This is a genomic window from Rhodococcus sp. AC861 (genome assembly GCF_979256035.1).
The window spans coordinates 350,331-376,721 of record NZ_CEEDMW010000001.1; the positions used below are offsets into that span (position 1 = coordinate 350,331).

Below are 26,391 nucleotides of genomic sequence, written 5' to 3' on the forward strand. Positions count from 1 at the left end.
AACTCCGCTGTACGGCCGACACGACGAGAACGAGTTGACAACTCGCGCTCCGCTTTGCCATTCTGCTCTCAGGTCACGAGTACCAGCATCAAGCCCCGGCTAGCTGGTCGGCAACCCTCCTCCGCGGTGGGGTGCTCCGGGTGACGACCAGGCTGCGTTCCGAGCACGGAACGCCGCAAGCGCGGATCGACGCTCACCTACTCGGCTATCGCCGTGCGTCGATCCCTCGACGGAGGGATTTCTCATGACCAGCACCCTGCAACGCCCGATCGCGTCGATCCACGGCAGCGAGCACGAGGTCACATGCACCGACGGACGTGTCGTCCGCTGTGCGGACTTCGATTACGCGGCGAGCGCCCCCGCACTGGACAGCGTCGTCGATCGAGTGCGAGAAGTGTTGCCCTACTGCGCAAGTGTGCATCGAGGCGCCGGATACAAGTCGCGTGTCTGCACCGCGGAGTACGAGGCCGCTCGGAACACCGTGCACGCGTTCTGCGGAGCGGACGACGACGATGTCGTGGTGTTCACCCGCAACACGACCGACGCTCTGAACTTGTTGGCGCGCTGCGTCCCCGGTGACACGGTGGTGCTGGACATCGAGCACCACGCGAACCTTCTTCCCTGGCGCAATCGCCGTGTCGTGCGGTCCGCGACCACGGTGCGCGAAACCCTCGACCGGTTGCGAGTGGAGTTGGCAACGAAACCCGCTGCGCTGCTGGCGATCACCGGCGCGTCCAACGTGACCGGTGAAGTGCTTCCGCTGGCGGAACTGGCGTCGCTCGCGCATTCGTTCGGCACACGGATCCTCGTCGACGGTGCTCAGCTGGTTCCGCACCGTCCGGTCGACCTCACCGCGACCGGAATCGATTACCTTGCCTTCAGCGGTCACAAGCTGTATGCACCGTTCGGTGCCGGAGTGCTTGTGGGACGCCGTGATTGGCTCGACGTAGCAGAGCCCTACCTGGCGGGTGGGGGAGCGACGCAGCACGTCGGAATCGACGACGCCTCGGCTCGGGAGAGCGTCGACATCCGGTGGGCCCCGTCGCCGGAGCGACACGAGGGCGGCACGCCGAATCTGCTGGGAGCGGTAGCGCTCGCCGCAGCGTGCGACGAGATCGAGCGCATCGGTTTCGACGCCGTCGCCGACCACGATCACGAGTGCACCGCGGCGCTGATCCGCGGCCTGAGCGCGGTGGACGGGGTGCAGGTTCTGCGTGTCTGGTCCGACTCGGAGGACATCGTCGGCATCGTCTCCTTCGCAGTGGCCGGCGTCGATCCATCCGTTCTGGCCACGGCGCTCGCCGACGATCACGGCATCGCGGTGCGAGCCGGCAAGTTCTGCGCGCATCCGTTGCTGGATCGTCTCGGTGTCTCCGGCGGCGCCGTCCGCGCGAGCATCGGCCTGGGTACGACGCAGGGAGACGTCGACCGAGTCGTCGAGGCGGTCGCTGTGACGTGCCTCTCACTGCGGCGCCGCGTCACCACGGGGTCGTTAGCATGAGCAGCGTGATGAGAGGTGGGTTGTGGCATCGGCGACACGTCGACTACTGCCGCGCCACGTCGAGTGCGTGTCCGGTCCGCTGACCACCCGACACGCTCTCCTCATCGACTGACTGGATCTCCCATGACCACCGTTCCACTCGACGCCCTCGTCGCTCTCGACCCGTCCGTAGCCGCGCAGGGAGCCGACATCGCGCCGCTGCAGTCGGACATCGTGCGCTTCTCTGCGGCGGACTTGTCCGAGGCGCAGAACAAGTACGCGCGCCTCAAGGCGGACCACCCCGACTCGCGCGTGTTCGTCGATCTCGACGTCCACATCGCATCCGACGCCCGTACGGCGCGTCGAGACGTGCTCGCGTCGGAGACGAAGCCCCGCGACGGCGTGCTGCAGTACGTCGGAACCGCGTCCGGGCTCGCAGGTCTGATCGCGGACATCGTCGCGGTCGACGTCGCGGACGGCGTGATCCTGCGGCCGATCGTCGATCGGTCGGCCGACGATGTCGTGCGGTCCATCGACGCCGATGTCGTTCCTGCACTGGCGATCCGGCGCGTTCGAGCGTCCTGATCAGACGTCCGGGCCGACGTCCACGGCAAGCCCGGCGGTGATGCGCAGCAATTCCGAGTACGTCGTACGGAACGTCGTGTTCGGGTGGCCCGCTGCCGCCCACAACTGCGGGAACGCCGCGAGGGCGGTGTCGACGTAGGTGGGCAGATTGGTGGGGTGACCCACCGGAGCGATACCGCCGACGGGTTGGCCGGTGGCGTCCTCGGCCACATCCCGAGGTGCGCGGGTGAGGATGCCGTCGACGCGTCGGCCCGTGGCGTCGAGGTCGACGTTGTGGGCGCCGGACACCAGGAACAGCACCGGATCGTCGTCGAGAAGCATCACCAGTGACTTGGTCACGGCACCCAGCTCGATCCCGCTCGCCGCAGCCGCCTGACGTGCGGTGTGCATCGGTTCCGGCCGGGTCACGACGACGCCGTGGTGACCGCGCGATATCAGGACGTCCGCGACGTGGGCCGCGCCGGGATGAGGAATCCGGGTCATGGTCGAAGGATATCGGCCGCGGCGGCCCGTCACCGGGTACTGGCCGTCCGGTGTGCTGTCTATCCTTCGAGGATGACTACTGCCTATTCGACAGCCCCGTCCGGTGACGCGTGGAAAGCCTTCACCGTGTCAGCCGAGAACCACGTCGCGACGGTGACTCTCGTCGGTCCCGGCAAGGGCAACGCGATGGGGCCCGACTTCTGGTCCGAACTACCGCTGATCTTTTCCGCGATCGATGCCGATCCGGAGGTTCGAGCAGTCGTACTCGCGGGATCGGGACGCAACTTCAGCTACGGCCTCGACCTGCCCGCCATGGCCGGCGACTTCGGAGCCGTCATGGGTGACAAGGCTCAGGCCGGTCCGCGCAGCACGTTCCACGACATGATCAAGCGGATGCAGGCGTCGATCAACGCTGTCGCCGATTGCCGCAAGCCCGTCGTCGCCGCCGTGCAGGGGTGGTGCATCGGAGGTGGCATCGACCTGATCTCGGCGGCCGACATCCGATACGCCAGTGCAGATGCGAAGTTCAGTGTCCGCGAGGTGAAAGTGGCCATCGTCGCCGACATGGGGTCCTTCGCGCGACTGCCCGCCATCATCGGCGACGGTCATCTGCGGGAGCTGGCACTGACGGGCCGCGACATCGACGCGGCGCGCGCACTGCACATCGGCCTGGTGAACGACGTCGTCGACGACGTCGACGCGATGCTGGAGCATGCGCGTCGCACCGCGGCCGAGATCGCCGCGAACCCGCCCCTGGTCGTGCACGGGATCAAGTCGGTGTTGGATCACAATCGCGTTGCGGCCGTAGATGATTCGCTGCGGTACGTCGCAGCGTGGAACGCCGCGTTCCTGCCGTCCGAGGATCTGGCCGAAGCGATCACATCCGTCTTCGAGAAGCGCCCCCCGAAGTTCGAGGGCAAGTAAGCGCCCGGAACGGCCCGATCAGCGGAAAGCGCTCTTCGGGTCGTTCCACAGCTGGTCGGTGAAGTCTTCGAGAACGACCAGCACGACGGAATCCTCCGCGCGACGCAGGATCGACTTGCTCGCGCGCACCTGCAGGATGTCGCCCTTCGAGTCGCTCATCCGCCACAGCGAATCCGCGCGGGTAGCGACGGTGGTCAGGAAGGTCTCGGCGATGTTGACGCCGAGCGGCTCGCTGGCCGGAAAGATGTCCTGGAGCGACAGTGCGTCGTCCGAGCGTGGGTTCTCCTCGTCGAAGCCCATGAGCTCGTCGAAGGCCTCGTTGGCGAACACCACGGAACCGCCGGGCTCGACTGCCAGCACCGGGACGGGAATGCGGTCCAGCACCACGGTGACCGGCAGTGACGGGAACTGAGTAGGGGTGGAGATAGCCTCCGAAGAGGAGTTTCTCCGGTCGCTGACAGCGTCACTCATCGCTCGTACCGCACCCTATCGTCGTCGATCGCGTCGTCGGTGTATCCGTCGATGTCTCTCGTGCACATCTCCGCCGGAGACGTCCGGGAGCGATGCTATCAGCGGAGCATGCAACCCGGACCGAAGAACAGCCAGGGTCCGGGTTGCCTGCGCGAACGGTGGATCAGTGGGCGCCGTTGTTCTTCAGACGCTCGATCGACGCGGTGACCTCGGCTTCGGCTTCCGCGCGGCCGACCCAGTCGGATCCGGTGACGTGCTTGTTGGGCTCGAGGTCCTTGTAATGCACGAAGAAGTGCTCGATGGCGTCGAGTTCGAACTTGGAGACGTCCGACAGATCCTGGATGTGATCCCACCGCGGGTCTCCCGCGGGAACGCACAGCACCTTGTCGTCGCCGCCGGCCTCGTCGACCATCTTGAACATCGCGACCGGGCGGGCCTCGACGAGGACGCCGGGGAAGACCGACTCCGGCAGCAGGACGAAGGCGTCCAGCGGATCGCCGTCCTCACCCAGGGTGTTCTCGATGAATCCGTAGTCCGCGGGATATCCCATCGCCGTGTAGAGGTAGCGGTCCAGGCGCAGGCGCCCGGATTCGTGATCGACCTCGTACTTGTTGCGCTGACCCTTGGGGATCTCGATGGTCACGTCGAACTTCACGTGCTCTGTCCTTTGCTCGGTGGCCACGTTCGTCTGGCGGCGCCCTGTTCACAGGCACCGGTGGTCAGACAGTAACCGTCCGCCCAGTCTCGGTTCGAGTGAAGGGTCGATAGGCTGCAGCGAGTGACCGACGAGCGAGGAGTGACGTGAGTTCAGGTAAGCGTCCCACCGGGCCGAGGCTCCGCACGCGGATCGGACTGGTCGTCGCGGCGCTCGCGATCCTCGTCGCGGCCGTGGTGGGCGTCGCTCTGATCACCCCGACGTTCATCGACGACACCGGTACCGACGTGGCGCTCGCACCGGAACCGGCGCCGATTCTCCCCGCTCCCGCGGTGGTCCCCGTGTCGCCGGACGCTCCCGCGCCGAGTCCTGCGGGACTGCAAGCGGTATTGACGCCGGCGTTGCAGAACCCGGACCTCGGCCGCTTCACCGGCACCGTCGCCGATGCCGCCACCGGGCAGGTGCTGTGGAGCGTCGACGCGGACTCCCCGATGACTCCGGCGTCGACGACGAAGATCCTGACCGCCGCCGCAGCGATGATGGCTCTACCGGCCGATCACCGTGTCACCACGAAAGTGGTTGCCGGTGATGCGCCCGGCCAGGTCGTCCTGACCGGCGAGGGAGATCCGACCCTCACCGCGGAGCCTGTCGGCCGACCCGGTTTCTACGACGGCGGTGCGCGTATCGACGATCTGGCCGAGCAGATTCGCAAGACCGGGACGGCGGTCACCTCGATCGCCGTCGACGGCAGCGCGTACACCGGGCCGTCGTCCGCACAGGGCTGGTTCCCGGCAGACGTCGCCGCGGGATACATCGCTCCCATCGAACCCGTCACGCTCGACGGTGGACGCAGCGTTCCCACCGTGGACGAATCGCCGCGCAGCGCGACTCCAGGCCTCGATGCGGGCCGAGCGCTCGCGCGCGCCCTGGGCCTCGACCCCGCGATCGTGACGGACGGGCGAGCTCAGCAGGGAGCCGGATCGCTCGCGACCGTGCAGTCGGCGCCGCTGCGGCAGCGACTCTCCCAGATGCTCGGGTTCTCCGACAACGTCCTCGCCGAGGCCGTCGGCCGCGAGGTGGCGGAGTCGCAGGGCGGCCCGGCCTCGTTCGACGGCGCGACGGCAGCCGTGCTGAGCGTGCTGACGAAGAACGGCGTGGACGTGTCCGGTGTCGTCCTCGAGGACACCAGCGGTCTGTCCGTCGACAATCTGATCCCGTCGCGCGTCCTCGGGCAGATCGTCACGACGGCAGCCGGCGGCGGCGAGCAGACGCTGCGTCCGATGCTCGACTACCTCCCCGTGGCCGGCGCCACCGGCACTCTCGCCGCCCGGTACGCCTCCGGCGACCGCACCGCGGCCGGCTGGTTGCGGGCCAAGACGGGAACGCTCTCGACCGCCAGTGCGTTGGCCGGATACGTCGTCGATCAGAGTGGTCGCGTCCTGACCTTCGCTCTCATGTCCAACGATCGGCCACCCGAGGTCGGTCGACCCGCGCTCGACGCGCTCGCGTCGACGCTCAGGTCGTGTGGATGCACGTGAGCGAGCAGGCGATCCGAAGAGGGTAGGTACGCGGTATGGGTGATTCCGGTGTGATCGATTGGGGTTTCGCCGCGCGGTCGGGAGCCCGGTTGGCTCCGAGCGGTCCGAAGATGACGCAGTACACCGAGGACGCCGCGCTGGCCGAGTTGGCCGACGCGTCCGTTCGAGCGGAGGGCCCTGTCCGTGAGGTCACCGGACTGGCTGACGGCCTCCCCGTTCCCGCTGCTCGGGTCATCGACCGGCCGGAGTGGATCGAGGCGGCGTCGGAGTCGATGAGACACCTGGTGAGCGTCACCGACGGGGGATCCGACGAGGGGTCGTCCTTCCTCGGCGGCAAGCCCGGCGGACTCCAGGCAGGTGCGATGCTGGCCTTCCTGTCGACGGCGATCCTGGGGCAGTACGACCCGTTCACCGGTCCCGACGGCACGCTGCTGCTGGTGGCGCCGAACATCGTCGCCGTCGAACGATCCCTGCGACTGCGACCCAGTGACTTCCGCCTGTGGGTGTGCCTCCACGAGGTGACGCACCGCGTCCAGTTCTCGTCGTCGCCCTGGTTGGCGACGTACATGAAGGACACGGTCGGAGTGCTCCAGGACGGTGCCGACGAGCCGATGTCCGACGTCGTCGCACGGTTGACCGAGGCGGTCCGCGCCCGAGGTCGCAGCGGTGGTGACGGCGGCATCATCGGGCTGCTCCGCGCGACGCAGGCACCGGCGCAGCAGGAGGCTCTCGACCGACTTCTGGTGCTCGGAACGTTGCTCGAGGGCCACGCCGACCACGTCATGGATGCTGTCGGTCCCGCCGTCGTGCCGTCGGTGACGGCCATCCGGCAAGCCTTCGACCGCCGCCGGACCCGCAAGCAGAACCCGGTGCAGCGCATCCTTCGCGCCCTCCTGGGTATGGACGCGAAGATGGCGCAGTACGTGCGCGGCAAGGCGTTCGTGGACGCCGTGGTCGAGCAGGTCGGGATGGAGCAGTTCAATACCATCTGGACCGATGCCGACACGCTGCCGTTGATGTCGGAGATCGAGTCCCCCGAGCGGTGGACGGCGCGCGTACTGGGATGACGGGGCAGCCGCCGCACTTCCCGGAGGGGCCGAATCTACTGCTCGTCCGGCACGCAGTCCGGTCGTGGATCACCGATCGATCGGTGAACGATGCTGTGTGCGTAGGCCTTTCGGGAGGAGCGGATTCCCTGGCGCTCACCGCCGCGTGCGTCGCGGAGGGTATTCGAGTGCGAGCGCTGGTGGTGGATCATGCTCTGCAACCCGGGTCGGCCGACATCGCGGAGGCCGCTGCGGTGCGTGCGCGCGACCTGGGATGCGACTCCGCGGAGGTCGTGACCGTCGTCGTCGACGGTCCCGGCGGACCCGAGGCCGCCGCGCGACGGGCGCGGTATGCGGCGCTGGACTCCGTTCGCGGCGAGTCGCCGATCCTGCTGGGACACACGCTCGACGACCAGGCCGAAACGGTTCTCCTCGGTCTCGCCCGCGGATCCGGTCCGCGATCGCTGCGCGGGATGGCCCCGTGGGATGCGCCCTACGGCCGCCCCCTGCTCGGAGTGCGGCGGAGTGCCACGGTCGGTGCGTGCGCGGAGCTGGGACTCGACCCGTGGCAGGACCCGCAGAATACCGACCCGTCGTTCACCAGAGTCCGGCTGCGCCACGAAGTGCTCCCTTTGCTGGAGGACGTGCTCCGGGGCGGGGTCGCCGACGCGCTCGCCAGAACCGCCGAGCAGCTACGGGAGGACGGTGACGTGCTCGACGCGCGAGCTGCCGAGCTGCTGGACCTGACCGTCGACCACGGGGCGCTGGAACTGGCGCCGTTGTCCGACGTTCCGGCCGCGATACGCCGTCGTGTCGTCCGGGACTGGTTGGGTACCCACGAGGTGCCGGTGCGCAGCGACGGACAGCTGCGAGCGGTGGACGATCTGATCGGGCGGTGGCGCGGGCAGGGCGGCGTCGCGGTGGCCGGCGGCACTCACGGCGAGAGGTTGGTTGCGGTGAGGCGACGTGGCAAGCTCCACCTTGTCCGGCAGACAGACCGAACCAGGCTCGAATGAAGGGACACCCGTGTACGAGGGCGACATCGCATCGATCCTGATCTCCGAAGAGGAGATCGAAACGCGTATCGCCGAGCTGGCCGAGGAGATCGCCCAGCGCTATCCCGTCGGTGGGCCCGAAGGCGATCTGTTGCTCGTCGGAGTCCTCAAGGGCGCCATCATGTTCATGACGGATTTCGCACGCGCCCTTCCCATTCCGAGCCAGCTCGAATTCATGGCGGTCAGCTCGTACGGGTCGTCGACGTCGTCGTCGGGCGTCGTGCGGATCCTCAAGGATCTCGACCGCGACATCCACGGACGCAACGTGCTCATCGTCGAGGACATCATCGACTCCGGGCTCACGCTGTCCTGGCTGATGAAGAACCTCACCACCCGGCAGCCCGCCTCCCTCGAGGTGGTCACCCTGCTGCGCAAGCCCGACGCGGTCAAGGTCGACGTCGAGGTCGCCAACGTCGGCTTCGACATTCCCAACGAGTTCGTCGTCGGCTACGGCCTCGACTACGACGAGCGGTATCGCGACCTTCCCTACATCGGACTACTGGAACCGCGGGTCTACGGAGGCTGACTGCCATGGTGGCGACAGGTGGAGCACGGACGGCGACCGAGATCGCGGGGGACGTCAGGTCCGGCCGCGTCCAACCGGCTGCCGTCGCGCAGCAGGCGCTCGACGCCATCGCCTCTCGCGACGGCGCGATCGGAGCGTTCGTCGAGGTCCGGCCCGACGAGGTTCTCCGTGAGGCCGACGCCGTCGCGGTCCGGGCCGATCTGCAGTCGCTCCCGTTGGCCGGTGTGCCCGTCGCGATCAAGGACAACGTCTCCGTCACCGGCTACCCGATGCGCAACGGATCCGTTGCCACCTCACCGGATGCCGCGACGTCGGACCACCCCGTCGTGGCACGCCTGCGCGCGGCCGGCGCCGTCGTCGTCGGACTGACGTCGGTCCCGGAACTCTGCCTCTGGGGCGCGACGGACGGCGCGGGCGGTATCACCCGGAACCCGTGGAACCTCGACCTCACACCCGGCGGATCGTCCGGTGGTGCCGGCGCCGCGGTGGCGTCGGGAATGGTGCCGATCGCGCACGGGAACGACGGTATGGGCTCCGTCCGCATCCCCGCCGCGAACTGCGGCCTCGTCGGTATCAAGCCCGGGCGCGGGGTGGTCCCGTCGCAGCTGGGGCGCAACTCGTGGTTCGGGATGTCCGAGAACGGTCCGCTGACCACGACGGTCGCCGACGCGGCCCTGATGCTGTCGGTGATGGCCGACGATCCGTCGTTGGCCTACGTCGACCGGCCGGAGTCCGTCCGGATCGGTGTCGCGGCCGGCTCACCGTCCCCGGTGGTCCGGGTCGACGAACACTTCCGCCGGGCGACCCTGGACACCGCACGACTTCTCGACGGCGACGGTCACCGCACGACGACCGCGGAGCTCCCGTATCCGGCGAGCCCGCTCGGGCAGATCGCGAGATGGACCGCCGGCGGCGCCGACGACGCGACAGGACTCGACCGCTCGGCCCTGCAGAAGCGGACGCGTCGTCACATCGCGGTGGGGCGCCGGTTGGAACGGTTCGTGAAGCCGTCGCAGATCGCATCTCTGGAACGGCACATGCGGACGTACTTCACGGACGTCGACGTGGTCCTGACGCCCGCCCTGGCGACACCGCCCATCCGTGCGATCGACTGGAGCACCCGCGGCTGGCTCGCCAACATGGCGGCCAATATCCGGTACGCGCCGTTCGCCGCTCCCTGGAACCTGCTCGGGTGGCCGGCGATCAGCGTTCCTGCCGGTATCCACCCGGAGTCGGGCACTCCTCTCGCCGTGCAACTCGCGGGGCCGCCGGGGTCGGAGCGCCTGTTGCTGGCGTTGGCCGCGCAGATCGAGCTGGCCCGTCCGTGGCCACGGACCGCCCCTGTGAGGTAGCAGTCACCACGCCTGCGACATGGTCGCGGCGGGAACCGAGGGGGCTCCCCGGTCGTTGTCCGGATATCGCGCTCCGCCGAGCCGTCCGCATCCGCGGTAACCTGGCTTGTCCGGTGCGCAGTCGGCGTGCGGCTCTGCCGCGTTCGTCGACGTCCACAGTTCGATCCGAATATTCGACTACGACTAACACCTGTTCGTGAGTCCTACTGCCATCGAGGGCGACGCTGTATGAATCGCAAGACTTTGTTCCGCAACCTGGCGATAGTCGCCGGCATCCTGCTGGTGATCTTCGCCTTCAGCTACTTCGGCGACGACACCCGTGGCTGGAAGGGCGTCGACACCTCTGTCGCGATCGCGCAGCTCGACGACCAGAACGTGTCGTCGGCGCAGATCGACGACCGTGAGCAGCAGGTTCGCCTCACGCTGAAGAGCGGCAACGCGGCCACGGACAACTCGACGCAGATCATCGCGCAGTACCCCGATGCGGTGTCCCAGCAGGTCTTCGACAAGGTCGCTCAGTCCGGTGCCGAGAGCTACGACACCCAGGTCACCCAGGAGAGCTGGTTCACCTCGATCCTGGTGTTCCTGCTGCCGATGATCATCCTGCTCGGCATCTTCGTGTTCGTCATGTCCCGCATGCAGGGCGGCGGTCGAGGCGGTGTCATGGGCTTCGGCAAGTCCAAGGCCAAGCAGCTCACCAAGGACATGCCCAAGACGACGTTCGCCGACGTGGCAGGGGCGAACGAAGCCGTCGAGGAGCTCTACGAGATCAAGGACTTCCTGCAGAACCCGGCTCGCTACCAGGCTCTCGGTGCCAAGATCCCGCGCGGTGTGCTGCTCTACGGCCCTCCCGGAACCGGTAAGACGCTGCTCGCCCGCGCTGTCGCCGGTGAGGCCGGTGTCCCCTTCTTCACCATCTCCGGCTCCGACTTCGTCGAGATGTTCGTCGGTGTCGGTGCGTCGCGTGTGCGTGACCTCTTCGAGCAGGCCAAGCAGAACAGCCCGTGCATCATCTTCGTCGACGAGATCGACGCCGTCGGACGTCAGCGTGGCGCCGGTCTCGGTGGTGGCCACGACGAGCGTGAGCAGACCCTCAACCAGCTGCTCGTGGAGATGGACGGGTTCGGTGAGCGCACCGGCGTCATCCTGATCGCCGCGACCAACCGTCCCGATATCCTCGACCCCGCGCTGCTGCGCCCCGGCCGCTTCGACCGACAGATTCCCGTCGGTGCTCCCGACCTCGCCGGACGCCGCGCGATCCTGGCCGTGCACTCGAAGGGCAAGCCGATCGCGCAGGACGCCGACCTCGAGGGTCTGGCGAAGCGCACAGTGGGCATGTCGGGCGCGGACCTCGCGAACGTCATCAACGAGGCCGCACTGCTGACCGCTCGTGAGAACGGCACCGTGGTCACCGAGGCTGCTCTCGAGGAGTCGGTGGATCGCGTCATCGGCGGACCTCGCCGCAAGAGCCGCATCATCAGCGAGCACGAGCGCAAGATCACCGCGTACCACGAGGGTGGTCACACCCTCGCTGCGTGGGCGATGCCCGACATCGAGCCGATCTACAAGGTCACCATCCTCGCCCGCGGCCGCACGGGTGGACACGCGATGACGGTGCCGGAGGACGACAAGGGCCTGATGACGCGATCCGAGATGATCGCTCGACTCGTCATGGCGATGGGTGGCCGCGCCGCCGAGGAGCTCGTCTTCCACGAGCCCACCACGGGAGCATCGTCCGACATCGATCAGGCGACGAAGATCGCTCGCGCGATGGTCACCGAGTACGGCATGAGCAGCAAGCTCGGCGCCGTCCGCTACGGCCAGGAGCAGGGCGATCCGTTCCTGGGCCGGTCGATGGGCGTGCAGTCCGACTACTCGCACGAGGTCGCTCGCGAGATCGACGGCGAGGTGCGCAACCTCATCGAAGCCGCGCACACCGAGGCGTGGGCCATCCTGAACGACTACCGCGACGTCCTCGACATCCTGGCCACCGAGCTGCTCGAGCGCGAGACACTCACCCGCAAGGACCTCGAGAAGATCTTCACCGGCGTCGAGAAGCGTCCCCGCATCACCGCGTTCAACGACTTCGGTGATCGAGTTCCGTCGTCCAAGCCGCCGGTGAAGACGCCGCGTGAGCTCGCGACCGAACGCGGCGAGCCGTGGCCGCCCGTCTCGACGGTGAAGCAGCCCAGCTACGCCGGCAACGGTCAGGGCAGCTCGGAGCCCGACGCGCATGCGCGCAACGGGTCCAACGGTCACGGACAGAACGGCCATGGCCAGAACGGTCAAGGTCAGAACGGTCAGGGCGGTGCTCACCGCGGTGGGCGTCCGGGACCGTCGCTTCCCGACTACGGCGCACCCGCAGGGTGGTCCGCACCCGGTTGGCCTCCGCGTGAGAACGACGCTCCGCACTACCCCGAGCCGCAGGGCTACGGCCAGCCCCAGCCCTACGGGCAGCCGCAGGGGTATGGGCAGCCGCAAGGCTATGGCCAGCCGCAGGGCTACGGGGAACCGCAGGGTTACGGGCAGCCGCAGGGCTACTCGGAGCCGCGCTACCCGGAGCCGCAGTACCCGGAGCCGCAGTACCCGGAGCCGAGGCCGTACCAGGAGCCCGAGCCGCAGCCCTATCAGGAGCCGTTCGGCCAGCAGCCCGATCAGGGTTACGGGAACCAGGGATACGGAACACCGGCCCAGCCAGAGCCCCGGTACCGCAACCCTCAGAATCCCGAGGGCCAGTACCAGCCTCCGCGTGGAGAGTCCGAGGATCCTCAGCCTCCGCAGGAGAACCGACCTCCCGAGACCCAGCGGTGGGAAGGGCCGGACGCGCGCTAAGGTCTGCGCTCGCTCCTTCCCGACAACTATCGCGCCTCCCCGAAGGGACCCCCGTGTCCGTCAACCATGCCGATCAGACCGATGCACCCACGAATTCCGAGCCGCTGTCGGTCATGTCGGGTCGAGCATTCGACCAGGCGCGTGCCGAAGCAGCCGTGCGTGAGTTGCTGCTCGCGGTGGGTGAAGACCCCGAGCGCGAGGGACTGCGCGACACACCCGCTCGTGTCGCCCGCGCGTACAAGGAAGTATTCGGCGGACTGTTCGTGGATCCGGACGAGGTCCTCGGCACCACGTTCGACGAGTCGCACCGTGAACTCGTCCTCGTCCGCGACATCCCCATGTACTCCACGTGCGAACACCACCTGGTGTCGTTCCACGGCGTCGCGCACGTGGGCTACATCCCCGGCAAGTCCGGCCGGGTGACGGGCCTGTCCAAGCTGGCGCGCGTCGTCGACCTGTACGCCAAGCGTCCCCAGGTCCAGGAGCGACTCACCTCCCAGGTCGCGGACGCGATGATGCGCAAGTTGGAGCCACGGGGTGTCATCGTCGTGATGGAGGCCGAGCACCTGTGCATGGCCATGCGAGGCATCCGGAAGCCGGGCGCCAGCACCACCACGTCCGCGGTGCGCGGTGTGTTCCAGTCCAGCGCGGTCTCACGGTCCGAAGCGCTGGATCTCATCCTTCGCAAGTAGGACGTCGGCACGTGTTCACGCTTCCGCGTCGCGACGGCCCCGTCGTCATGGGCGTCGTCAACGTCACCGCTGATTCCTTCTCCGACGGTGGCCGCTACCTCGACGTAAACGCAGCGGTGCAGCACGGCCTCGACCTGCATGCCGCCGGTGTCGACATCGTCGATGTGGGCGGAGAGTCGACCAGGCCCGGCGCAGATCGTGTCGACCCGGTCGTCGAAGCGCGACGTGTAGCACCGGTGATCGCGGAACTCGCGGCACAGGGCGTGTGCGTCAGCGTCGACACGATGCGGGCGTCGGTCGCGGAGTCCGCGATCGAGGCCGGGGTGTCCATCGTCAACGACGTGTCCGGTGGGCGGGCCGATCCGAACATGGCGGGAACTGTCGCCGACGGCGGTGTCGCGTGGGTGCTGATGCACTGGCGATCGAATGTCGACTGGACTCACCGGCCCGGTGCGGCCGAGGAACACGACTACGGCGACATCGTCGAGGACGTGCGGGCCGGTCTGCTGCACCAAGTCGACGCAGCCGTCGCGGCAGGAGTCGACAGTGAGCGCATCGTGCTCGACCCGGGCCTGGGATTCGCGAAGAACGCCCATCACAACTGGGCTCTGCTCGGTCGGCTCGACAGGCTGATCGACACCGGGATCCCGGTCCTGGTCGGGGCGTCGCGCAAGAGATTCCTGGGCACCCTGCTGCAGGAGGACGGGGTACCGAGACCTCCGCACGAACGAGATGCCGCGACCGCCGCCATCTCCCTGCTCTCGGCCGAGGCCGGCGCGTGGGGAGTCCGGGTGCACGATGCGCGGAGCACACTGGACGCACTGGCCGTCCATCGCCGGTGGCACACCGCGACCAGGAAGGAAGGCACGACATGACGGATCGGATAGAGCTGCGCGGCTTGACAGTTCGCGGCAATCACGGTGTCTTCGATCACGAGAAGCGCGACGGACAGGATTTCGTCGTGGACCTGGTGGTGCACATGGATCTGGCGCCCGCCGCGTCCTCGGACGACCTCGCCGAGACGGCGCACTACGGCGAACTGGCGGAGGCTGCCGCCGCTGTCATCGCGGGACCGACGCGCGATCTCATCGAGACCGTGGCGGGGGAGATCGCCGACGGTGTCCTGAAGGATCCACGCGTCGAACGCGTCGAGGTCACGCTCCACAAGCCGTCCGCGCCGATCCCGTTGACGTTCGCGGACGTCGCGGTGGTGCTGACGCGGTCGAGGCCGGCGTGAGTCGGGCAGTGCTGTCGATCGGCAGCAACATCGGCGATCGTGAAAGTCACCTCCGCGGCGTGGTCGACTCGCTCGGCGACGCCGTCGTCGGTGTGTCGTCCCTGTACTCCACCGCGCCGTGGGGTGGTATCGATCAGCAGGACTTCCTCAACGCGGTCGTCGTCGTCGACGATCCGGACCTGGACTGCTGGGGCTGGCTGCTGGCCGGCCAGGAACTCGAGCGCATCGCCCACCGCGAGCGGATCGTGCGGTGGGGTCCGCGGACCGTGGATGTCGATGTGATCGTGTGCGACGACGTGTGCAGCGACGATCCCGAGTTGATACTTCCGCATCCCCGCGCTCACGAACGGGCCTTCGTCCTGGTTCCCTGGCTCGACGTCGAACCCGATGCGACTCTCGGTGACACGCCCGTCCGCGAGCTGCTGGAGAAGTTGCCGGAGTCCGAACGCGTCGGCGTTCATCCGACGGACCTGCGCCTGACGTGACGGCTACACGCGTGCGAGACCTGCTGGCTCTCGCGGTCCTCGCCGGGGTGGCGACCTGGATCCTCGTCTCGACCTTCTACGGGTCGGTCCCGCCGGTGTCACCGTTCGCGGGGGCGTCGCTGTATCCCGTCGCCGCGCTGCTGGTCGGAGTCGGACTCCTGGTCCGATCGCGCGTTCGCGGTCGACGGGTCGGCCCCGGCCCCGGTCAGCTGCATCCGATCACGGTGGCGCGTGCCGCTGCCCTCGCGAAAGCCGCAGCACTGGTCGGCGCTGCTGCCGCCGGAGTGTGGGCCGGTTTCCTCGTCCACCTGCTGCCGCTGCGGTCGACATTGCGCGCTGCGAGCGAGGACACACCGGGTGCGGTCGTCGGTTTGGTGGCCGGTATCGCGGCCGTCGCCGCCGCGCTCTGGCTCGAACACAGCTGCCGGACACCCGACGACACACCCGACGAACCTGCACAGTGAGACACCCCGGTCATGCTTGGTGAAGTCCGACAGCACGTCGAGCCGTTACCCTGGGAATCATGACGGACACAGGGCGACCCAAGGCCAACCGTCGCACGAAGCGCGGCGAGAACCACACAGCGCTCGCCGGTCTGGTGCTTCTCGGTGTCATCGCCAGCGTCCTGCTCATTCTCAGTGACAGTGTTCCGCTTCTGCGAGTAGGTATCGTCGCCGCCCTCTGGGCCGCGATCCTCGGTGCGTTCGCGATGACCAAGTACCGACGCGACGCCGCCGTGGACCAGATGAAGGCCCGCGATCTCCAGACCGTGTACGAACTCCAGCTCGAGCGTGAGATCGCCGCCCGCCGCGAGTACGAGCTGGGTGTCGAGTCACGCGTGCGGGGTGAGATCGGCGCGGATGCGGACGAGATGCGCGCTCTCCGTGCGGAATTGGCGTCGTTGAGGCGCAGTCTCGAGATGCTGTTCGACGGGGAGCTGCCCGATGACCGCGCTGCCATCGCCGGCGAGGCGCTGCGCATGCGCGAGTTGGCCGACCGTTCGTACAGTGGGTACGAACCCGCTCCGTCGGGTCTGTACGTCCCGGGTTCCCGCGGACGTCCCCCGAGTTTTGCGCCGGACCCCTCGTACGGACCGGCCGGCTTCGCGACGCCGTTCGACGACCCGGTCACCGCGGAGACCTCGGTCATCGGTGGCGAGTTCGACCACGACGGAACGTTCCACCCCATGCCGCAGGCCGGCCGAGTACCTCAGAACGCGCAGACGGAGGCTCGCACCCAGCAGGCGCCCGTTCCGCAGTGGATCCCGTCGAACCATCGCGCCGACAGCGTTCCCGCCGCCCCCGAGCCGGAACCCCTACCCGAGCCCGAACCTCTGCCCGAACCGGAACCCACGCCCGAACCGGAGTCCACGCCCGAACCTTTGCCGGAACCCGAGCCCACGCCCGAGGTGACGCCGCCGGTCGAGCTTCCCGCCGACGAGGAGCCGGCTGAGGTCGTCCCGGTGGACGACACCCCTGTACTCGACAACCCTGTGGACGACACGCCTGTGGCCGAGCCCGCGAACGACGCGCCGGCGGCAGGTGGCCGACGCCGCCGCGCCGAGCCGGACGAGGACTCCGACGCTGCGGACCCCGGTTCGGGTGCCCATTCGAGCGGTCGGTCCGTCGCCGACATTCTTGCCGGCATGGGAAGCGGCGACGCGTCCCCGTCGGCCGGACGCCGTCGTCGTCGAGCGGACTAGTCACCTGCCGGTGTGACCGGCGTCGCATGGCGACAGCTCGGGTTCGGCCGCTACTGTTGGCCCCGTTGGTCCGGTACCCGCCGAGCGGGACTGGAACGAACCCCCGAGAGGACGATCTTGACCTCCGATCCTGCTCCCGCGCGCCTGTCCGTGGGTGTCGTGTCCGCGGGCCGCGTCGGTACCGCCATGGGCGAAGCGCTCGAGCGCGTCGGCCACGTGGTGTTCGGATGTGCGGCCGTCTCCGACGCGTCCTTGCGCCGTGCCGAGTCCCGACTGCCCGACGCCGTGGTGATGCCCGCCGTCGATGTCGCTCGCCGCAGCGAACTGCTGCTTCTCGCCGTTCCGGACCAGGAACTCGACGCCCTGGTGCGGGGGCTCGCGAGCACCGATGCGGTCTCGCCCGGAACTCTGGTGATGCACACGTCGGGCGCCAACGGCGTCGACATTCTCGCGCCGCTCGCCGGACGCGGTGTCGTCACGATGGCCGTGCATCCGGCGATGACGTTCAGCGGACAGCCCGAGGACACCGACCGGTTGTCGTCGGCCTGCTTCGGTATCACCGCCGGTGACGAGATCGGTCAGGCCATCGCGCAGGCGTTGGTGCTCGAGATCGGCGGCGAACCCGTCGGGGTGCGGGAGGACGAGCGGACGCTGTACCACGCTGCCCTCGCGCACGGTTCGAATCATCTGGTCACCTTGGTCGCCGACGCGCTCGATGCTTTGCGCAGTGCGTTGTCGGCCACGGAACTGACCGGGCAGCAGCCGATCGAGCAACGTCCCGGAGGCGTCGCGGAGCGCGTCATGGCTCCACTTCTGTCCGCAGCTCTGGACAACGTGCTGCGCAGTGGGCAGAGCGCGCTCACCGGCCCGGTGGCGCGAGGGGACGGAGCCACCGTCGAGAAGCACCTGGACGTCCTGACGGCTCTGGACCCGAGGATCGCCGCCGGGTATCGAGCTCTGGCACTCCGGACCGCCGAGCGCGCCGGGGCGGATCAGTCCATCGTGAACATCCTGAGGAGGAACTCGTGAGCACACTCGACGGCGCCTATGTGCCGGGGGAGACGACGGTGCACCACTCGCCGGCCGTCGTCGGCGCCGTGACGCGTGCGCTGCGGTCCGCTGGTCGCCGCGTCGCCTTGGTGCCCACGATGGGCGCGCTGCACGCGGGACACGTGCAGTTGATGGAGATGGCGAAGCGCAGTGGCGCCGTGGTGGTGGTCTCGATCTTCGTCAATCCGTTGCAGTTCGGTGCGGGCGAGGACCTGGACGCGTATCCGCGCACCCTCGACGCCGATCTCGACATCCTCCGCCGGGCAGGTGTCGAGCTGGTCTTCGCTCCCAGCGTCTCGGACATGTACCCGAACGACCCGCGCACCACCGTTCATCCCGGACCCCTGGGCTCCGAGCTCGAAGGTGCTTCGCGCCCCGGCCATTTCGCGGGCATGCTGACAGTGGTGGCCAAGTTGCTCAACATCGTTCGTCCGACGGCGGCCTACTTCGGCGAGAAGGACTACCAGCAGTTGGTGCTCATCCACCAGATGGTCCGTGACCTGGACATGGACGTCGACATACTCGGTGTTCCGATCGTGCGGGAGTCGGACGGGCTCGCGCTGTCCTCGCGCAACCGGTACCTCGACGAGAACCAACGCTCGATCGCCGTGGCGTTGTCGGCCGCGCTGGTCGCGGGCACGCACGCTGCGGAGGGCGGGTCCGATGCCGTTCTCGCTGCGGCGCAGTCGGTTCTGGACTCGGTACCGGAGATCGACGTCGACTACCTCGAGGTGCGAGGCGCGGACCTGCGTGACGCGCCGGAGGAGGGCGACGGACGACTGCTCGTCGCTGCGCGCGTGGGCAGCACCCGGCTCCTGGACAACGTCGGCGTGGCCCTGGGAACCGGCTTCCAGGGCCGCGATCCCGAATCAGCCGATGCCCAGCGCCATCTCGGCCATTCCTGAACCCCCGACTCGAACAGGACCCACACCCATGCTCCGCACCATGATGACGTCGAAGATCCACCGCGCCACCGTCACGCACGCCGATCTGCACTACGTCGGGTCCGTCACCATCGACCAGGACCTTCTCGACGCCGCCTCGTTGCTCGAAGGCGAGCAGGTGACCATCGTCGACATCGACAACGGTGCCCGCCTCGAGACCTACGCGATCGCCGGACAACGCGGCTCCGGTGTCATCGGGATCAACGGTGCCGCAGCGCATCTGGTGAAGCCGGGGGACCTGGTCATCATCATCGCCTACGGCATCCTCGATCCTGTCGAACTCGAGTCGTACGCGCCGAACGTCGTGTTCGTCGATGCGGACAACCGGCCTGTCCATCTGGGGTCCGACCCGGCGGACAGCCCCGCCGGATCCGGGCTGATCTCACCCCGCACTCTCGGACCCGCGACGCGTGACACGGTCACCGTCTGATGTTGCTCACCGTCGACGTCCGCAACACCAACATCGTGCTGGGGGTGTTCACGGGTAGTGGGGTCCATGCACGTCTGACGCGTCAGCGGCGGATGCGGACGGACGCATCGATGACCGCGGACGAGTTGGCGTTGACGTTCGGCGGATTGCTGGGAACCGACGTCGAGACCATCACCGGGGTGGCCGCGCTGTCGACTGTTCCGTCGGTGCTGCGCGAGATCCGCACGATGCTCACCCGGTACTGGTCGCATGTTCCGCACGTGGTCGTCGAGCCGGGTGTCCGCACGGGTGTGCCTCTGCTGGTGGACAATCCGAAGGATGTCGGGGCGGACCGCATCGTCAACAGCCTCGCCGCCCACCACCTCTTCGGTGCGCCGTGCATCGTCGTCGACTTCGGGACGTCCGTGTGTGTCGACGTCGTCTCCGCGAAGGGCGAGTTCCTCGGGGGGTCCATCGCTCCAGGCCTCGAGATCTCCATGGACGCCCTTGCGTCGCGGTCCGCCGCTCTCCGGAAGGTCGAATTGCTCAGGCCCCGAGGGGTTCTGGGTAAGAACACGGTCGAGGCCATGCAGTCGGGTGCGGTGTTCGGCTTCGCAGGTCTCGTGGACGGCATCGTGGACCGCATCTGCCGCGAGGTGCCGGGATTCGACGGGGACGACGTCGTCGTCGTGGCCACGGGGGACAGTGCTGCGTTGATCATGGACGACTCGTCGTCCATCGACCGACTCGAACCCGATCTCACGCTCGAGGGTCTGCGTCTGGTCTACGAGCGCAACCAGGCACGCAGGCGCTGAGGGGTCGGATCGGTGGAGGTGGCGCGTCGTCACGAGGTGTGCCACACTTTCCACGTGACTCATCGCACGGGAACTCGGGAGTGTTGTCGGGGCTGACGCCTGCCCTGATTCGTCACCACACCTTCCTGGAGTTCTGCCGTGCTGTCCCCTTCTGTTGCTGTACCCGTCTCTCTCGTGTCCCCGACGCCTCTGCGTCCGGCGGACCTCCTGCGCCTCACCGATCAGGGTGCGGCCGACGTCCTCGACGGCCGCCACGATGCTCTGCTGCCCCCGGGCGGAGTGTTCCCCAGATCCGAACGATGGTGCGTCCGACTACATTCGGACGATCTGGTCGATCTCTGGTTGATCAGTTGGGTCCCCGACAAGTCGACCGAACTGCATGATCACGCCGGCTCCCTCGGCGCCCTGACCGTGCTCAGCGGGTCCCTGAGCGAATATCGCTGGAACGGTGACGGGTTGCATCACCGTCGCCTCGACGCGGGGGACCAGGCGTCGTTCCCGCTGGGCTGGGTCCACGACGTCACCCACGCTCCCGCCGGCGATCCGATCACGGTTACCGGTCCGACGCTGAGCGTGCACGCCTACTCGCCGCCGCTCACGGCCATGTCCTACTACGGCATCTCCGACGACGGCGGTCTGCGTCGTGTCCGCTCCGTTCTGACCGATCTTCCCGAGGGAGACGCCTGATGAGTACCGCGATCACCATCGACGACATGCTCGCCCGCGCTCGATCGACCTACCGCCGCACCGAGGTGTCCGAACTTGCCGACGCGGTCGCCCGCGGCGCGGTCCTGGTCGACATCCGTCCGCAGGCCCAGCGGGCCGTCGAAGGCACGATGCCGGGTGCCTTGGCCATCGAGCGCAACGTCCTGGAATGGCGCTGCGACCCGACCAGCAGTGCCCGCCTGGCCACCGCTGTCGACCACGACGTCGAGTGGATCATCCTGTGCTCCGAGGGATACACGTCCTCGCTGGCGGCCGCCGCGCTCCAGGAACTGGGCCTGTGGAAGTCGTCCGACGTCGTCGGGGGATACCGAGCCATCGTCGCTGCCGGCCTGACCGGCGTCGTGAGCAGTGCTCGGCATTGCCTCCGTGAGGGTCGCGCGCTCGTCTCGCATTGACGCCGTGAAGTTTGTCGCCTATCGCGGTTTCTATAGGCTGACCATTCGTGACCGACGCCCAGCCTGCACATGATCAGCACGACGACATCCCCGAACAGGTCCGCATCCGTCGCGAGAAGCGCGCGCGGCTGATCGAGTCCGGGCGCGAGGCCTACCCGGTGTCGGTGGGGCGGACACACTCGCTCGCCGAGGTCCGGGCCGCCCACCCGGCACTCGAGCCGGACACGCACACCGGCGACCAGGTCGGCGTCGCCGGGCGCGTGATCTTCCTGCGCAACACCGGCAAGCTGTGCTTCGCGACGCTGCAGGACGGTGACGGAACCCAGCTGCAGGCCATGATCTCCCTGGCGGGTGTCGGTGAGGATGCGCTGGCCCGGTGGAAGTCGGACGTGGACCTCGGCGACATGATCTTCGTCCGCGGTGAGGTGATCAGCTCCCGTCGCGGTGAGCTGAGCGTGATGGCGGACGACTGGGCGATGGCGGCGAAGTCGCTGCGGCCGCTGCCGGTCGCCCACAAGGAGATGAACGAGGAATCGCGGGTTCGTCAGCGCTACGTCGATCTGATCGTCCGCCCCGAAGCGCGGGAGAACGCCCGTCGACGCGTCGCGGCCCTGCGCGCGCTGCGCGACGGACTCGAACGGCGCGGGTTCCTCGAGATCGAGACGCCGATGCTGCAGACGTTGCACGGCGGCGCCGCGGCTCGGCCGTTCACGACGCACTCGAACGCGCTGGACATCGACCTGTTCCTGCGGATCGCACCGGAGCTGTTCCTCAAGCGTGCCGTCGTGGGCGGGATCGATCGCGTCTTCGAGATCAACCGCAACTTCCGTAACGAGGGCGTCGACTCCACGCACTCGCCGGAGTTCGCGATGCTCGAGACGTACGAGGCCTACGGAACGTACGACGACTCGGCCGTGATGACGCGCGAGCTCATCCAGGAGGTCGTGCAGTCCGTGTACGGGACTCTCGAGGTGACATTGGCAGACGGATCGTCCTACGACTTCTCCGGCGAGTGGACCACCATCGAGATGTATCCGTCGCTGTCGGCGGCCATCGGGACCGAGGTGACCCCGCAGACGTCGCTCGACGACCTGCTGGCGTTGGCCGACCGCGTCGGCCTCGCGGTGCCGTCGGGCAAGGGCTGGGGCCACGGCAAGCTCGTCGAGGAGTTGTGGGAGCACAGCTGCGGCGACCAGTTGCACACTCCGACCTTCGTGCGGAACTTCCCGGTGGAGACGTCCCCGCTGGTGCGTGCGCACCGAAGCATCCCTGGTGTGGTCGAGAAGTGGGACCTCTACGTTCGCGGCTTCGAGCTGGCGACGGGCTACTCCGAGCTGATCGACCCCGTCGTCCAGCGGGAACGGTTCGTCGACCAGGCCAGGTTGGCGTCCGCCGGCGACGACGAGGCGATGGTTCTGGACGAGGACTTCCTGACGGCGATGGAGTACGCGATGCCGCCGACAACGGGTACCGGAATGGGCATCGATCGGCTCCTGATGGCTCTGACCGGCCTCGGTATTCGCGAGACCATCCTCTTTCCAATGGTGCGTCCGGACCGAAGTTGACCTTCCGCATTTAACATTCCGGACCGCGGGTGGTCGACTTGCCGGAATGCGCGCTATATTTAGGTCTCGGCGAATCGGGTCGCCGTGTCCTGAGGGGGGGAATGCGTCGAATGGTCAAAAAAGTGACGGTCACGCTGGTCGACGATGTGGATAACGTGCCGGCCGACGAGACGGTGTCCATCGGTCTGGACGGCACGTGGTTCGAGTTGGACCTGTCCAATTCCAATGCCAATGAGCTGCGGAAAGTCATGGACCAGTGGATCCAGCACGCCCGGCGTGTGTCGACCAGGTCCACCGGGGGCGGCGCCGCGTCCGCCACGGCGAGCGGCGCGCGTACGCGTGGGGCGGCGGACCGCGCACGCAGTGCGGCGATCCGCGAATGGGCGCGTACGCAGGGATTCGAGATCAGTGCTCGCGGCCGCATTTCCTCGGAGATCGTACGGGCCTGGGAACTGTCTTCCTGATTGCAATCGGTCATCACTGGCGTCATTGTCATTCAGATGAATGACAATGACCCCAATGAAACGGACAAATGTGCATGACATCTCATGGTCGGCAGCCATTGCATACGAGTCTCCACGGATGTAGAGGACGCTCGACCGAGGCTCCTGAGCGCAGCTCCACCGCCTGGTAACGAATCCGCGCTCCGGCGCGTTGACTCCACATGACACCGGTGCCGGACTTTTCGAGTCCGTTCGCCGTCGGATGAACTTCCCCGGCGGAGCGGCACTCGGCAGTCACGGCAACTAGAGTGGGACTCGGGCTCGAGGTTCGGACTAGAGGGTCCGACGCCTGCCCCGTCATCAGTGTGAGGGAGAGCGATGTTCGAGAGGTTCACCGACCGCGCACGGCGCGTCGTCGTCCTGGCCCAAGAAGAGGCCCGGATGCTCAACCACAATTACATCGGCACGGAGCACATCCTGCTGGGCCTCATCCACGAGGGTGAAGGCGTAGCGGCGAAGTCTCTGGAGTCGCTCGGGATCTCCCTCGAGGGTGTTCGCAGCCAGGTCGAGGAAATCATCGGCCAGGGCCAGCAGGCACCGTCCGGGCACATCCCGTTCACTCCGCGTGCCAAGAAGGTCCTCGAGCTCAGCCTGCGTGAGGCGCTGCAGCTCGGACACAACTACATCGGCACCGAGCACATCCTGCTCGGCCTCATCCGCGAGGGTGAGGGCGTGGCCGCCCAGGTGCTGGTCAAGCTCGGCGCCGACCTCAACCGCGTGCGCCAGCAGGTCATCCAGCTGCTGTCGGGCTACCAGGGCAAGGAGCCCAGCGAGTCCGGGAGCGGACGCGGCGAGGCGGGCACTCCGTCCACGTCGCTGGTCCTCGACCAGTTCGGCCGCAACCTCACGCAGGCCGCACTCGAAGGCAAGCTCGACCCGGTCATCGGTCGTGCGAAGGAAATCGAGCGCGTCATGCAGGTGCTCAGCCGCCGCACCAAGAACAACCCGGTGCTCATCGGTGAGCCCGGCGTCGGCAAGACCGCCGTCGTCGAAGGTCTCGCGCAGGCCATCGTCAACGGCGAGGTCCCCGAGACACTCAAGGACAAGCAGCTCTACACCCTGGACCTCGGTTCACTGGTGGCCGGCAGCCGGTACCGCGGTGACTTCGAGGAGCGCCTGAAGAAGGTGCTCAAGGAGATCAACACCCGCGGCGACATCATCCTGTTCATCGACGAGCTGCACACGCTCGTCGGCGCAGGTGCTGCCGAGGGCGCCATCGACGCTGCGTCGATCCTCAAGCCGAAGTTGGCTCGTGGTGAGCTGCAGACCATCGGTGCGACCACGCTCGACGAGTACCGCAAGTACATCGAGAAGGACGCCGCACTCGAGCGTCGTTTCCAGCCCGTCCAGGTGGGCGAGCCGTCCGTCGATCACACCATCGAGATCCTCAAGGGTCTGCGTGACCGGTACGAGGCGCATCACCGCGTCTCGATCACCGACAGCGCGCTCGTCGCCGCGGCGACGCTGGCCGACCGGTACATCAACGACCGGTTCCTGCCCGACAAGGCGATCGACCTCATCGACGAGGCAGGTGCGCGCATGCGCATCCGCCGGATGACTGCACCGCCGGACCTGCGCGAGTTCGACGACAAGATCGCCGATGCCCGTCGTGAGAAGGAATCCGCGATCGACGCGCAGGACTTCGAGAAGGCCGCGAACCTGCGCGACAAGGAGAAGCAGCTCGTCGCCCAGCGTGCCGAGCGCGAGAAGCAGTGGCGCAGCGGTGACCTCGATGTCATCGCCGAGGTGGACGACAACGAGATCGCCGAGGTTCTGGGTAACTGGACCGGCATCCCCGTCTTCAAGCTGACCGAGGAGGAGACCACCCGTCTCCTGCGCATGGAGGACGAACTCCACAAGCGCATCATCGGCCAGGTCGAAGCGGTCAAGGCCGTCTCCAAGGCGATCCGTCGTACCCGCGCCGGTCTGAAGGACCCCAAGCGTCCGTCGGGCTCGTTCATCTTCGCCGGCCCGTCCGGTGTAGGTAAGACCGAGCTGTCGAAGGCGCTGGCAAACTTCCTGTTCGGCGAGGACGACGCGCTCATCCAGATCGACATGGGCGAGTTCCACGACCGGTTCACCGCATCGCGACTGTTCGGTGCGCCTCCCGGATACGTGGGCTACGAAGAGGGTGGCCAGCTCACCGAGAAGGTGCGCCGCAAGCCGTTCTCCGTGGTGCTGTTCGACGAGATCGAGAAGGCTCACCAGGAGATCTACAACACGCTCCTGCAGGTCCTCGAGGACGGCCGTCTCACCGACGGTCAGGGTCGCACGGTCGACTTCAAGAACACCGTGCTGATCTTCACCTCGAACCTCGGTACCTCGGACATCTCCAAGGCCGTCGGCCTCGGCTTCTCCTCGGGTGAGGGCAGTGGCTCGAACTACGAGCGCATGAAGCTCAAGGTGCACGACGAGCTGAAGAAGCACTTCCGCCCCGAGTTCCTGAACCGCATCGACGACATCGTCGTCTTCCACCAGCTCACCAAGGACGAGATCATCCAGATGGTCGATCTCATGCTGGCGCGAGTGGAGGTTGCGCTCAAGAACAAGGACATGGCCATCGAGGTCACGGACAAGGGCAAGTCGCTTCTGGCCAAGCGTGGATTCGACCCGGTGTTGGGTGCGCGGCCGCTGCGTCGCACCATCCAGCGCGAGATCGAGGATCAGCTGTCCGAGAAGATCCTGTTCGGCGAGATCGAGCCGGGTCAGATCGTGCTGGTCGACGTCGACAACTGGGACGGCGAAGGACAGGGCGAAGACGCAGTCTTCACCTTCCGCGGCGAGAAGAAGCCGATCAGCCTTCCCGACGACTTGACCGTCGACTTGGCGAAGTCGGGCGAGAGCTCCGAGTAGTACATACGCACAGCGACGGGCGGGACCTTCACGGGTCCCGCCCGTTCTGCGTTCGTGGTGTCTTGGCG

At 67.5% G+C, this 26,391-nt stretch carries 27 protein-coding genes and 1 riboswitch; of the genes, 24 read left to right on the plus strand and 3 right to left on the minus strand.

Features of this window, described 5'->3' with window-relative positions:
* Nucleotides 1-71: 71 nt before the first annotated feature.
* Nucleotides 72-188, plus strand: a riboswitch (SAM riboswitch).
* Nucleotides 189-244: 56 nt separating this feature from the next.
* Nucleotides 245-1,501 carry an aminotransferase class V-fold PLP-dependent enzyme gene (locus AC0IX4_RS01635; RefSeq protein WP_471827808.1) on the plus strand — a complete coding sequence of 419 codons (1,257 nt, stop codon included), beginning with the start codon at nucleotides 245-247 and terminating at the stop codon, nucleotides 1,499-1,501.
* A gap of 123 nt (nucleotides 1,502-1,624) precedes the next feature.
* Nucleotides 1,625-2,065: a hypothetical protein gene (locus AC0IX4_RS01640; RefSeq protein WP_056071783.1), complete on the plus strand. Its 441-nt coding sequence runs from the start codon at nucleotides 1,625-1,627 to the stop codon at nucleotides 2,063-2,065.
* Here AC0IX4_RS01640 and AC0IX4_RS01645 read toward each other — a convergent pair whose 3' ends face one another.
* Nucleotides 2,066-2,548, minus strand: a complete 483-nt coding sequence (locus AC0IX4_RS01645) for a YbaK/EbsC family protein (RefSeq protein ID WP_471827809.1) — start codon at nucleotides 2,546-2,548, stop codon at nucleotides 2,066-2,068.
* Nucleotides 2,549-2,620: 72 nt separating this feature from the next.
* Here AC0IX4_RS01645 and AC0IX4_RS01650 point away from each other — a divergent pair, with 72 nt between their 5' ends.
* Nucleotides 2,621-3,472: a crotonase/enoyl-CoA hydratase family protein gene (locus AC0IX4_RS01650; RefSeq protein WP_471827810.1), complete on the plus strand. Its 852-nt coding sequence runs from the start codon at nucleotides 2,621-2,623 to the stop codon at nucleotides 3,470-3,472.
* Between the two features lie 18 nt (nucleotides 3,473-3,490).
* On the opposite strand, the gene AC0IX4_RS01655 is transcribed toward AC0IX4_RS01650, so the two are convergent.
* Together AC0IX4_RS01655 and AC0IX4_RS01660 are read right to left on the minus strand one after the other, a co-directional pair.
* Nucleotides 3,491-3,943, minus strand: coding sequence for a nitrogen regulation protein NR(II) (locus AC0IX4_RS01655; protein WP_056071777.1), 453 nt, complete (start codon nucleotides 3,941-3,943; stop codon nucleotides 3,491-3,493).
* A gap of 163 nt (nucleotides 3,944-4,106) precedes the next feature.
* Nucleotides 4,107-4,598: an inorganic diphosphatase gene (locus AC0IX4_RS01660; RefSeq protein ID WP_042574218.1), complete on the minus strand. Its 492-nt coding sequence runs from the start codon at nucleotides 4,596-4,598 to the stop codon at nucleotides 4,107-4,109.
* Between the two features lie 146 nt (nucleotides 4,599-4,744).
* Here AC0IX4_RS01660 and dacB point away from each other — a divergent pair, with 146 nt between their 5' ends.
* The 21 genes from dacB to AC0IX4_RS01765 all read left to right on the plus strand — a co-directional run bounded on the left by dacB (nucleotide 4,745) and on the right by AC0IX4_RS01765 (nucleotide 26,323).
* A complete protein-coding gene (gene dacB, locus AC0IX4_RS01665; protein WP_471827811.1) occupies nucleotides 4,745-6,136 on the plus strand; it encodes a D-alanyl-D-alanine carboxypeptidase/D-alanyl-D-alanine endopeptidase in 1,392 nt (463 codons plus the stop codon).
* A 35-nt stretch (nucleotides 6,137-6,171) separates the two neighbouring features.
* The gene (locus tag AC0IX4_RS01670; RefSeq protein WP_471827812.1) at nucleotides 6,172-7,203 is read left to right on the plus strand and encodes a zinc-dependent metalloprotease; all 1,032 of its coding nucleotides are present in this window, start codon (nucleotides 6,172-6,174) and stop codon (nucleotides 7,201-7,203) included.
* Nucleotides 7,200-8,198: a tRNA lysidine(34) synthetase TilS gene (tilS, locus tag AC0IX4_RS01675; protein ID WP_471827813.1), complete on the plus strand. Its 999-nt coding sequence runs from the start codon at nucleotides 7,200-7,202 to the stop codon at nucleotides 8,196-8,198. Before AC0IX4_RS01670 ends, tilS begins: the two co-directional genes overlap by 4 nt.
* A 10-nt stretch (nucleotides 8,199-8,208) precedes the next feature.
* Nucleotides 8,209-8,763, plus strand: coding sequence for a hypoxanthine phosphoribosyltransferase (gene hpt, locus AC0IX4_RS01680; RefSeq protein ID WP_042574214.1), 555 nt, complete (start codon nucleotides 8,209-8,211; stop codon nucleotides 8,761-8,763).
* 5 nt (nucleotides 8,764-8,768) lie between these two features.
* On the plus strand, nucleotides 8,769-10,115 hold the full coding sequence (locus AC0IX4_RS01685; protein WP_471827814.1) for an amidase: 1,347 nt from the start codon (nucleotides 8,769-8,771) through the stop codon (nucleotides 10,113-10,115).
* Between the two features lie 228 nt (nucleotides 10,116-10,343).
* The gene (gene ftsH / locus AC0IX4_RS01690; protein WP_471827815.1) at nucleotides 10,344-12,947 is read left to right on the plus strand and encodes an ATP-dependent zinc metalloprotease FtsH; all 2,604 of its coding nucleotides are present in this window, start codon (nucleotides 10,344-10,346) and stop codon (nucleotides 12,945-12,947) included.
* Between the two features lie 113 nt (nucleotides 12,948-13,060).
* Entirely contained in the window at nucleotides 13,061-13,639 is a 579-nt protein-coding gene (folE, locus tag AC0IX4_RS01695; protein ID WP_042574283.1) for a GTP cyclohydrolase I FolE, read from the plus strand.
* Between the two features lie 47 nt (nucleotides 13,640-13,686).
* Entirely contained in the window at nucleotides 13,687-14,514 is an 828-nt protein-coding gene (folP, locus tag AC0IX4_RS01700) for a dihydropteroate synthase (RefSeq protein ID WP_471828323.1), read from the plus strand.
* Entirely contained in the window at nucleotides 14,511-14,876 is a 366-nt protein-coding gene (gene folB, locus AC0IX4_RS01705; RefSeq protein WP_471827816.1) for a dihydroneopterin aldolase, read from the plus strand. Before folP ends, folB begins: the two co-directional genes overlap by 4 nt.
* A complete protein-coding gene (folK, locus tag AC0IX4_RS01710) occupies nucleotides 14,873-15,361 on the plus strand; it encodes a 2-amino-4-hydroxy-6-hydroxymethyldihydropteridine diphosphokinase (RefSeq protein ID WP_042574210.1) in 489 nt (162 codons plus the stop codon). Before folB ends, folK begins: the two co-directional genes overlap by 4 nt.
* On the plus strand, nucleotides 15,358-15,825 hold the full coding sequence (locus AC0IX4_RS01715; protein ID WP_042574209.1) for a DUF3180 domain-containing protein: 468 nt from the start codon (nucleotides 15,358-15,360) through the stop codon (nucleotides 15,823-15,825). The genes folK and AC0IX4_RS01715 overlap by 4 nt, the downstream gene beginning before the upstream one ends.
* A gap of 59 nt (nucleotides 15,826-15,884) precedes the next feature.
* Entirely contained in the window at nucleotides 15,885-17,063 is a 1,179-nt protein-coding gene (locus AC0IX4_RS01720; protein ID WP_042574208.1) for a DUF6779 domain-containing protein, read from the plus strand.
* A 114-nt stretch (nucleotides 17,064-17,177) separates the two neighbouring features.
* Nucleotides 17,178-18,092 (plus strand): Rossmann-like and DUF2520 domain-containing protein, encoded by a 915-nt coding sequence (locus tag AC0IX4_RS01725; RefSeq protein WP_042574281.1) that lies wholly within the window; start codon nucleotides 17,178-17,180, stop codon nucleotides 18,090-18,092.
* Nucleotides 18,089-19,018, plus strand: coding sequence for a pantoate--beta-alanine ligase (gene panC, locus AC0IX4_RS01730; protein ID WP_471827817.1), 930 nt, complete (start codon nucleotides 18,089-18,091; stop codon nucleotides 19,016-19,018). The genes AC0IX4_RS01725 and panC overlap by 4 nt, the downstream gene beginning before the upstream one ends.
* 28 nt (nucleotides 19,019-19,046) lie before the next feature.
* Nucleotides 19,047-19,487, plus strand: a complete 441-nt coding sequence (panD, locus tag AC0IX4_RS01735) for an aspartate 1-decarboxylase (protein WP_056071759.1) — start codon at nucleotides 19,047-19,049, stop codon at nucleotides 19,485-19,487.
* On the plus strand, nucleotides 19,487-20,281 hold the full coding sequence (locus AC0IX4_RS01740) for a type III pantothenate kinase (protein WP_471827818.1): 795 nt from the start codon (nucleotides 19,487-19,489) through the stop codon (nucleotides 20,279-20,281). The genes panD and AC0IX4_RS01740 overlap by 1 nt, the downstream gene beginning before the upstream one ends.
* Before the next feature lie 174 nt (nucleotides 20,282-20,455).
* Nucleotides 20,456-20,968: a cysteine dioxygenase gene (locus AC0IX4_RS01745; protein ID WP_471827819.1), complete on the plus strand. Its 513-nt coding sequence runs from the start codon at nucleotides 20,456-20,458 to the stop codon at nucleotides 20,966-20,968.
* Nucleotides 20,969-20,979: 11 nt separating this feature from the next.
* On the plus strand, nucleotides 20,980-21,402 hold the full coding sequence (locus tag AC0IX4_RS01750; RefSeq protein WP_042574279.1) for a rhodanese-like domain-containing protein: 423 nt from the start codon (nucleotides 20,980-20,982) through the stop codon (nucleotides 21,400-21,402).
* Nucleotides 21,403-21,449: 47 nt separating this feature from the next.
* Nucleotides 21,450-22,967, plus strand: a complete 1,518-nt coding sequence (gene lysS, locus AC0IX4_RS01755) for a lysine--tRNA ligase (protein WP_471827820.1) — start codon at nucleotides 21,450-21,452, stop codon at nucleotides 22,965-22,967.
* Nucleotides 22,968-23,077: 110 nt separating this feature from the next.
* Nucleotides 23,078-23,431, plus strand: coding sequence for a histone-like nucleoid-structuring protein Lsr2 (locus AC0IX4_RS01760; RefSeq protein ID WP_042574278.1), 354 nt, complete (start codon nucleotides 23,078-23,080; stop codon nucleotides 23,429-23,431).
* 357 nt (nucleotides 23,432-23,788) lie between these two features.
* Entirely contained in the window at nucleotides 23,789-26,323 is a 2,535-nt protein-coding gene (locus tag AC0IX4_RS01765) for an ATP-dependent Clp protease ATP-binding subunit (protein ID WP_042574203.1), read from the plus strand.
* Nucleotides 26,324-26,391 lie beyond the last annotated feature (68 nt).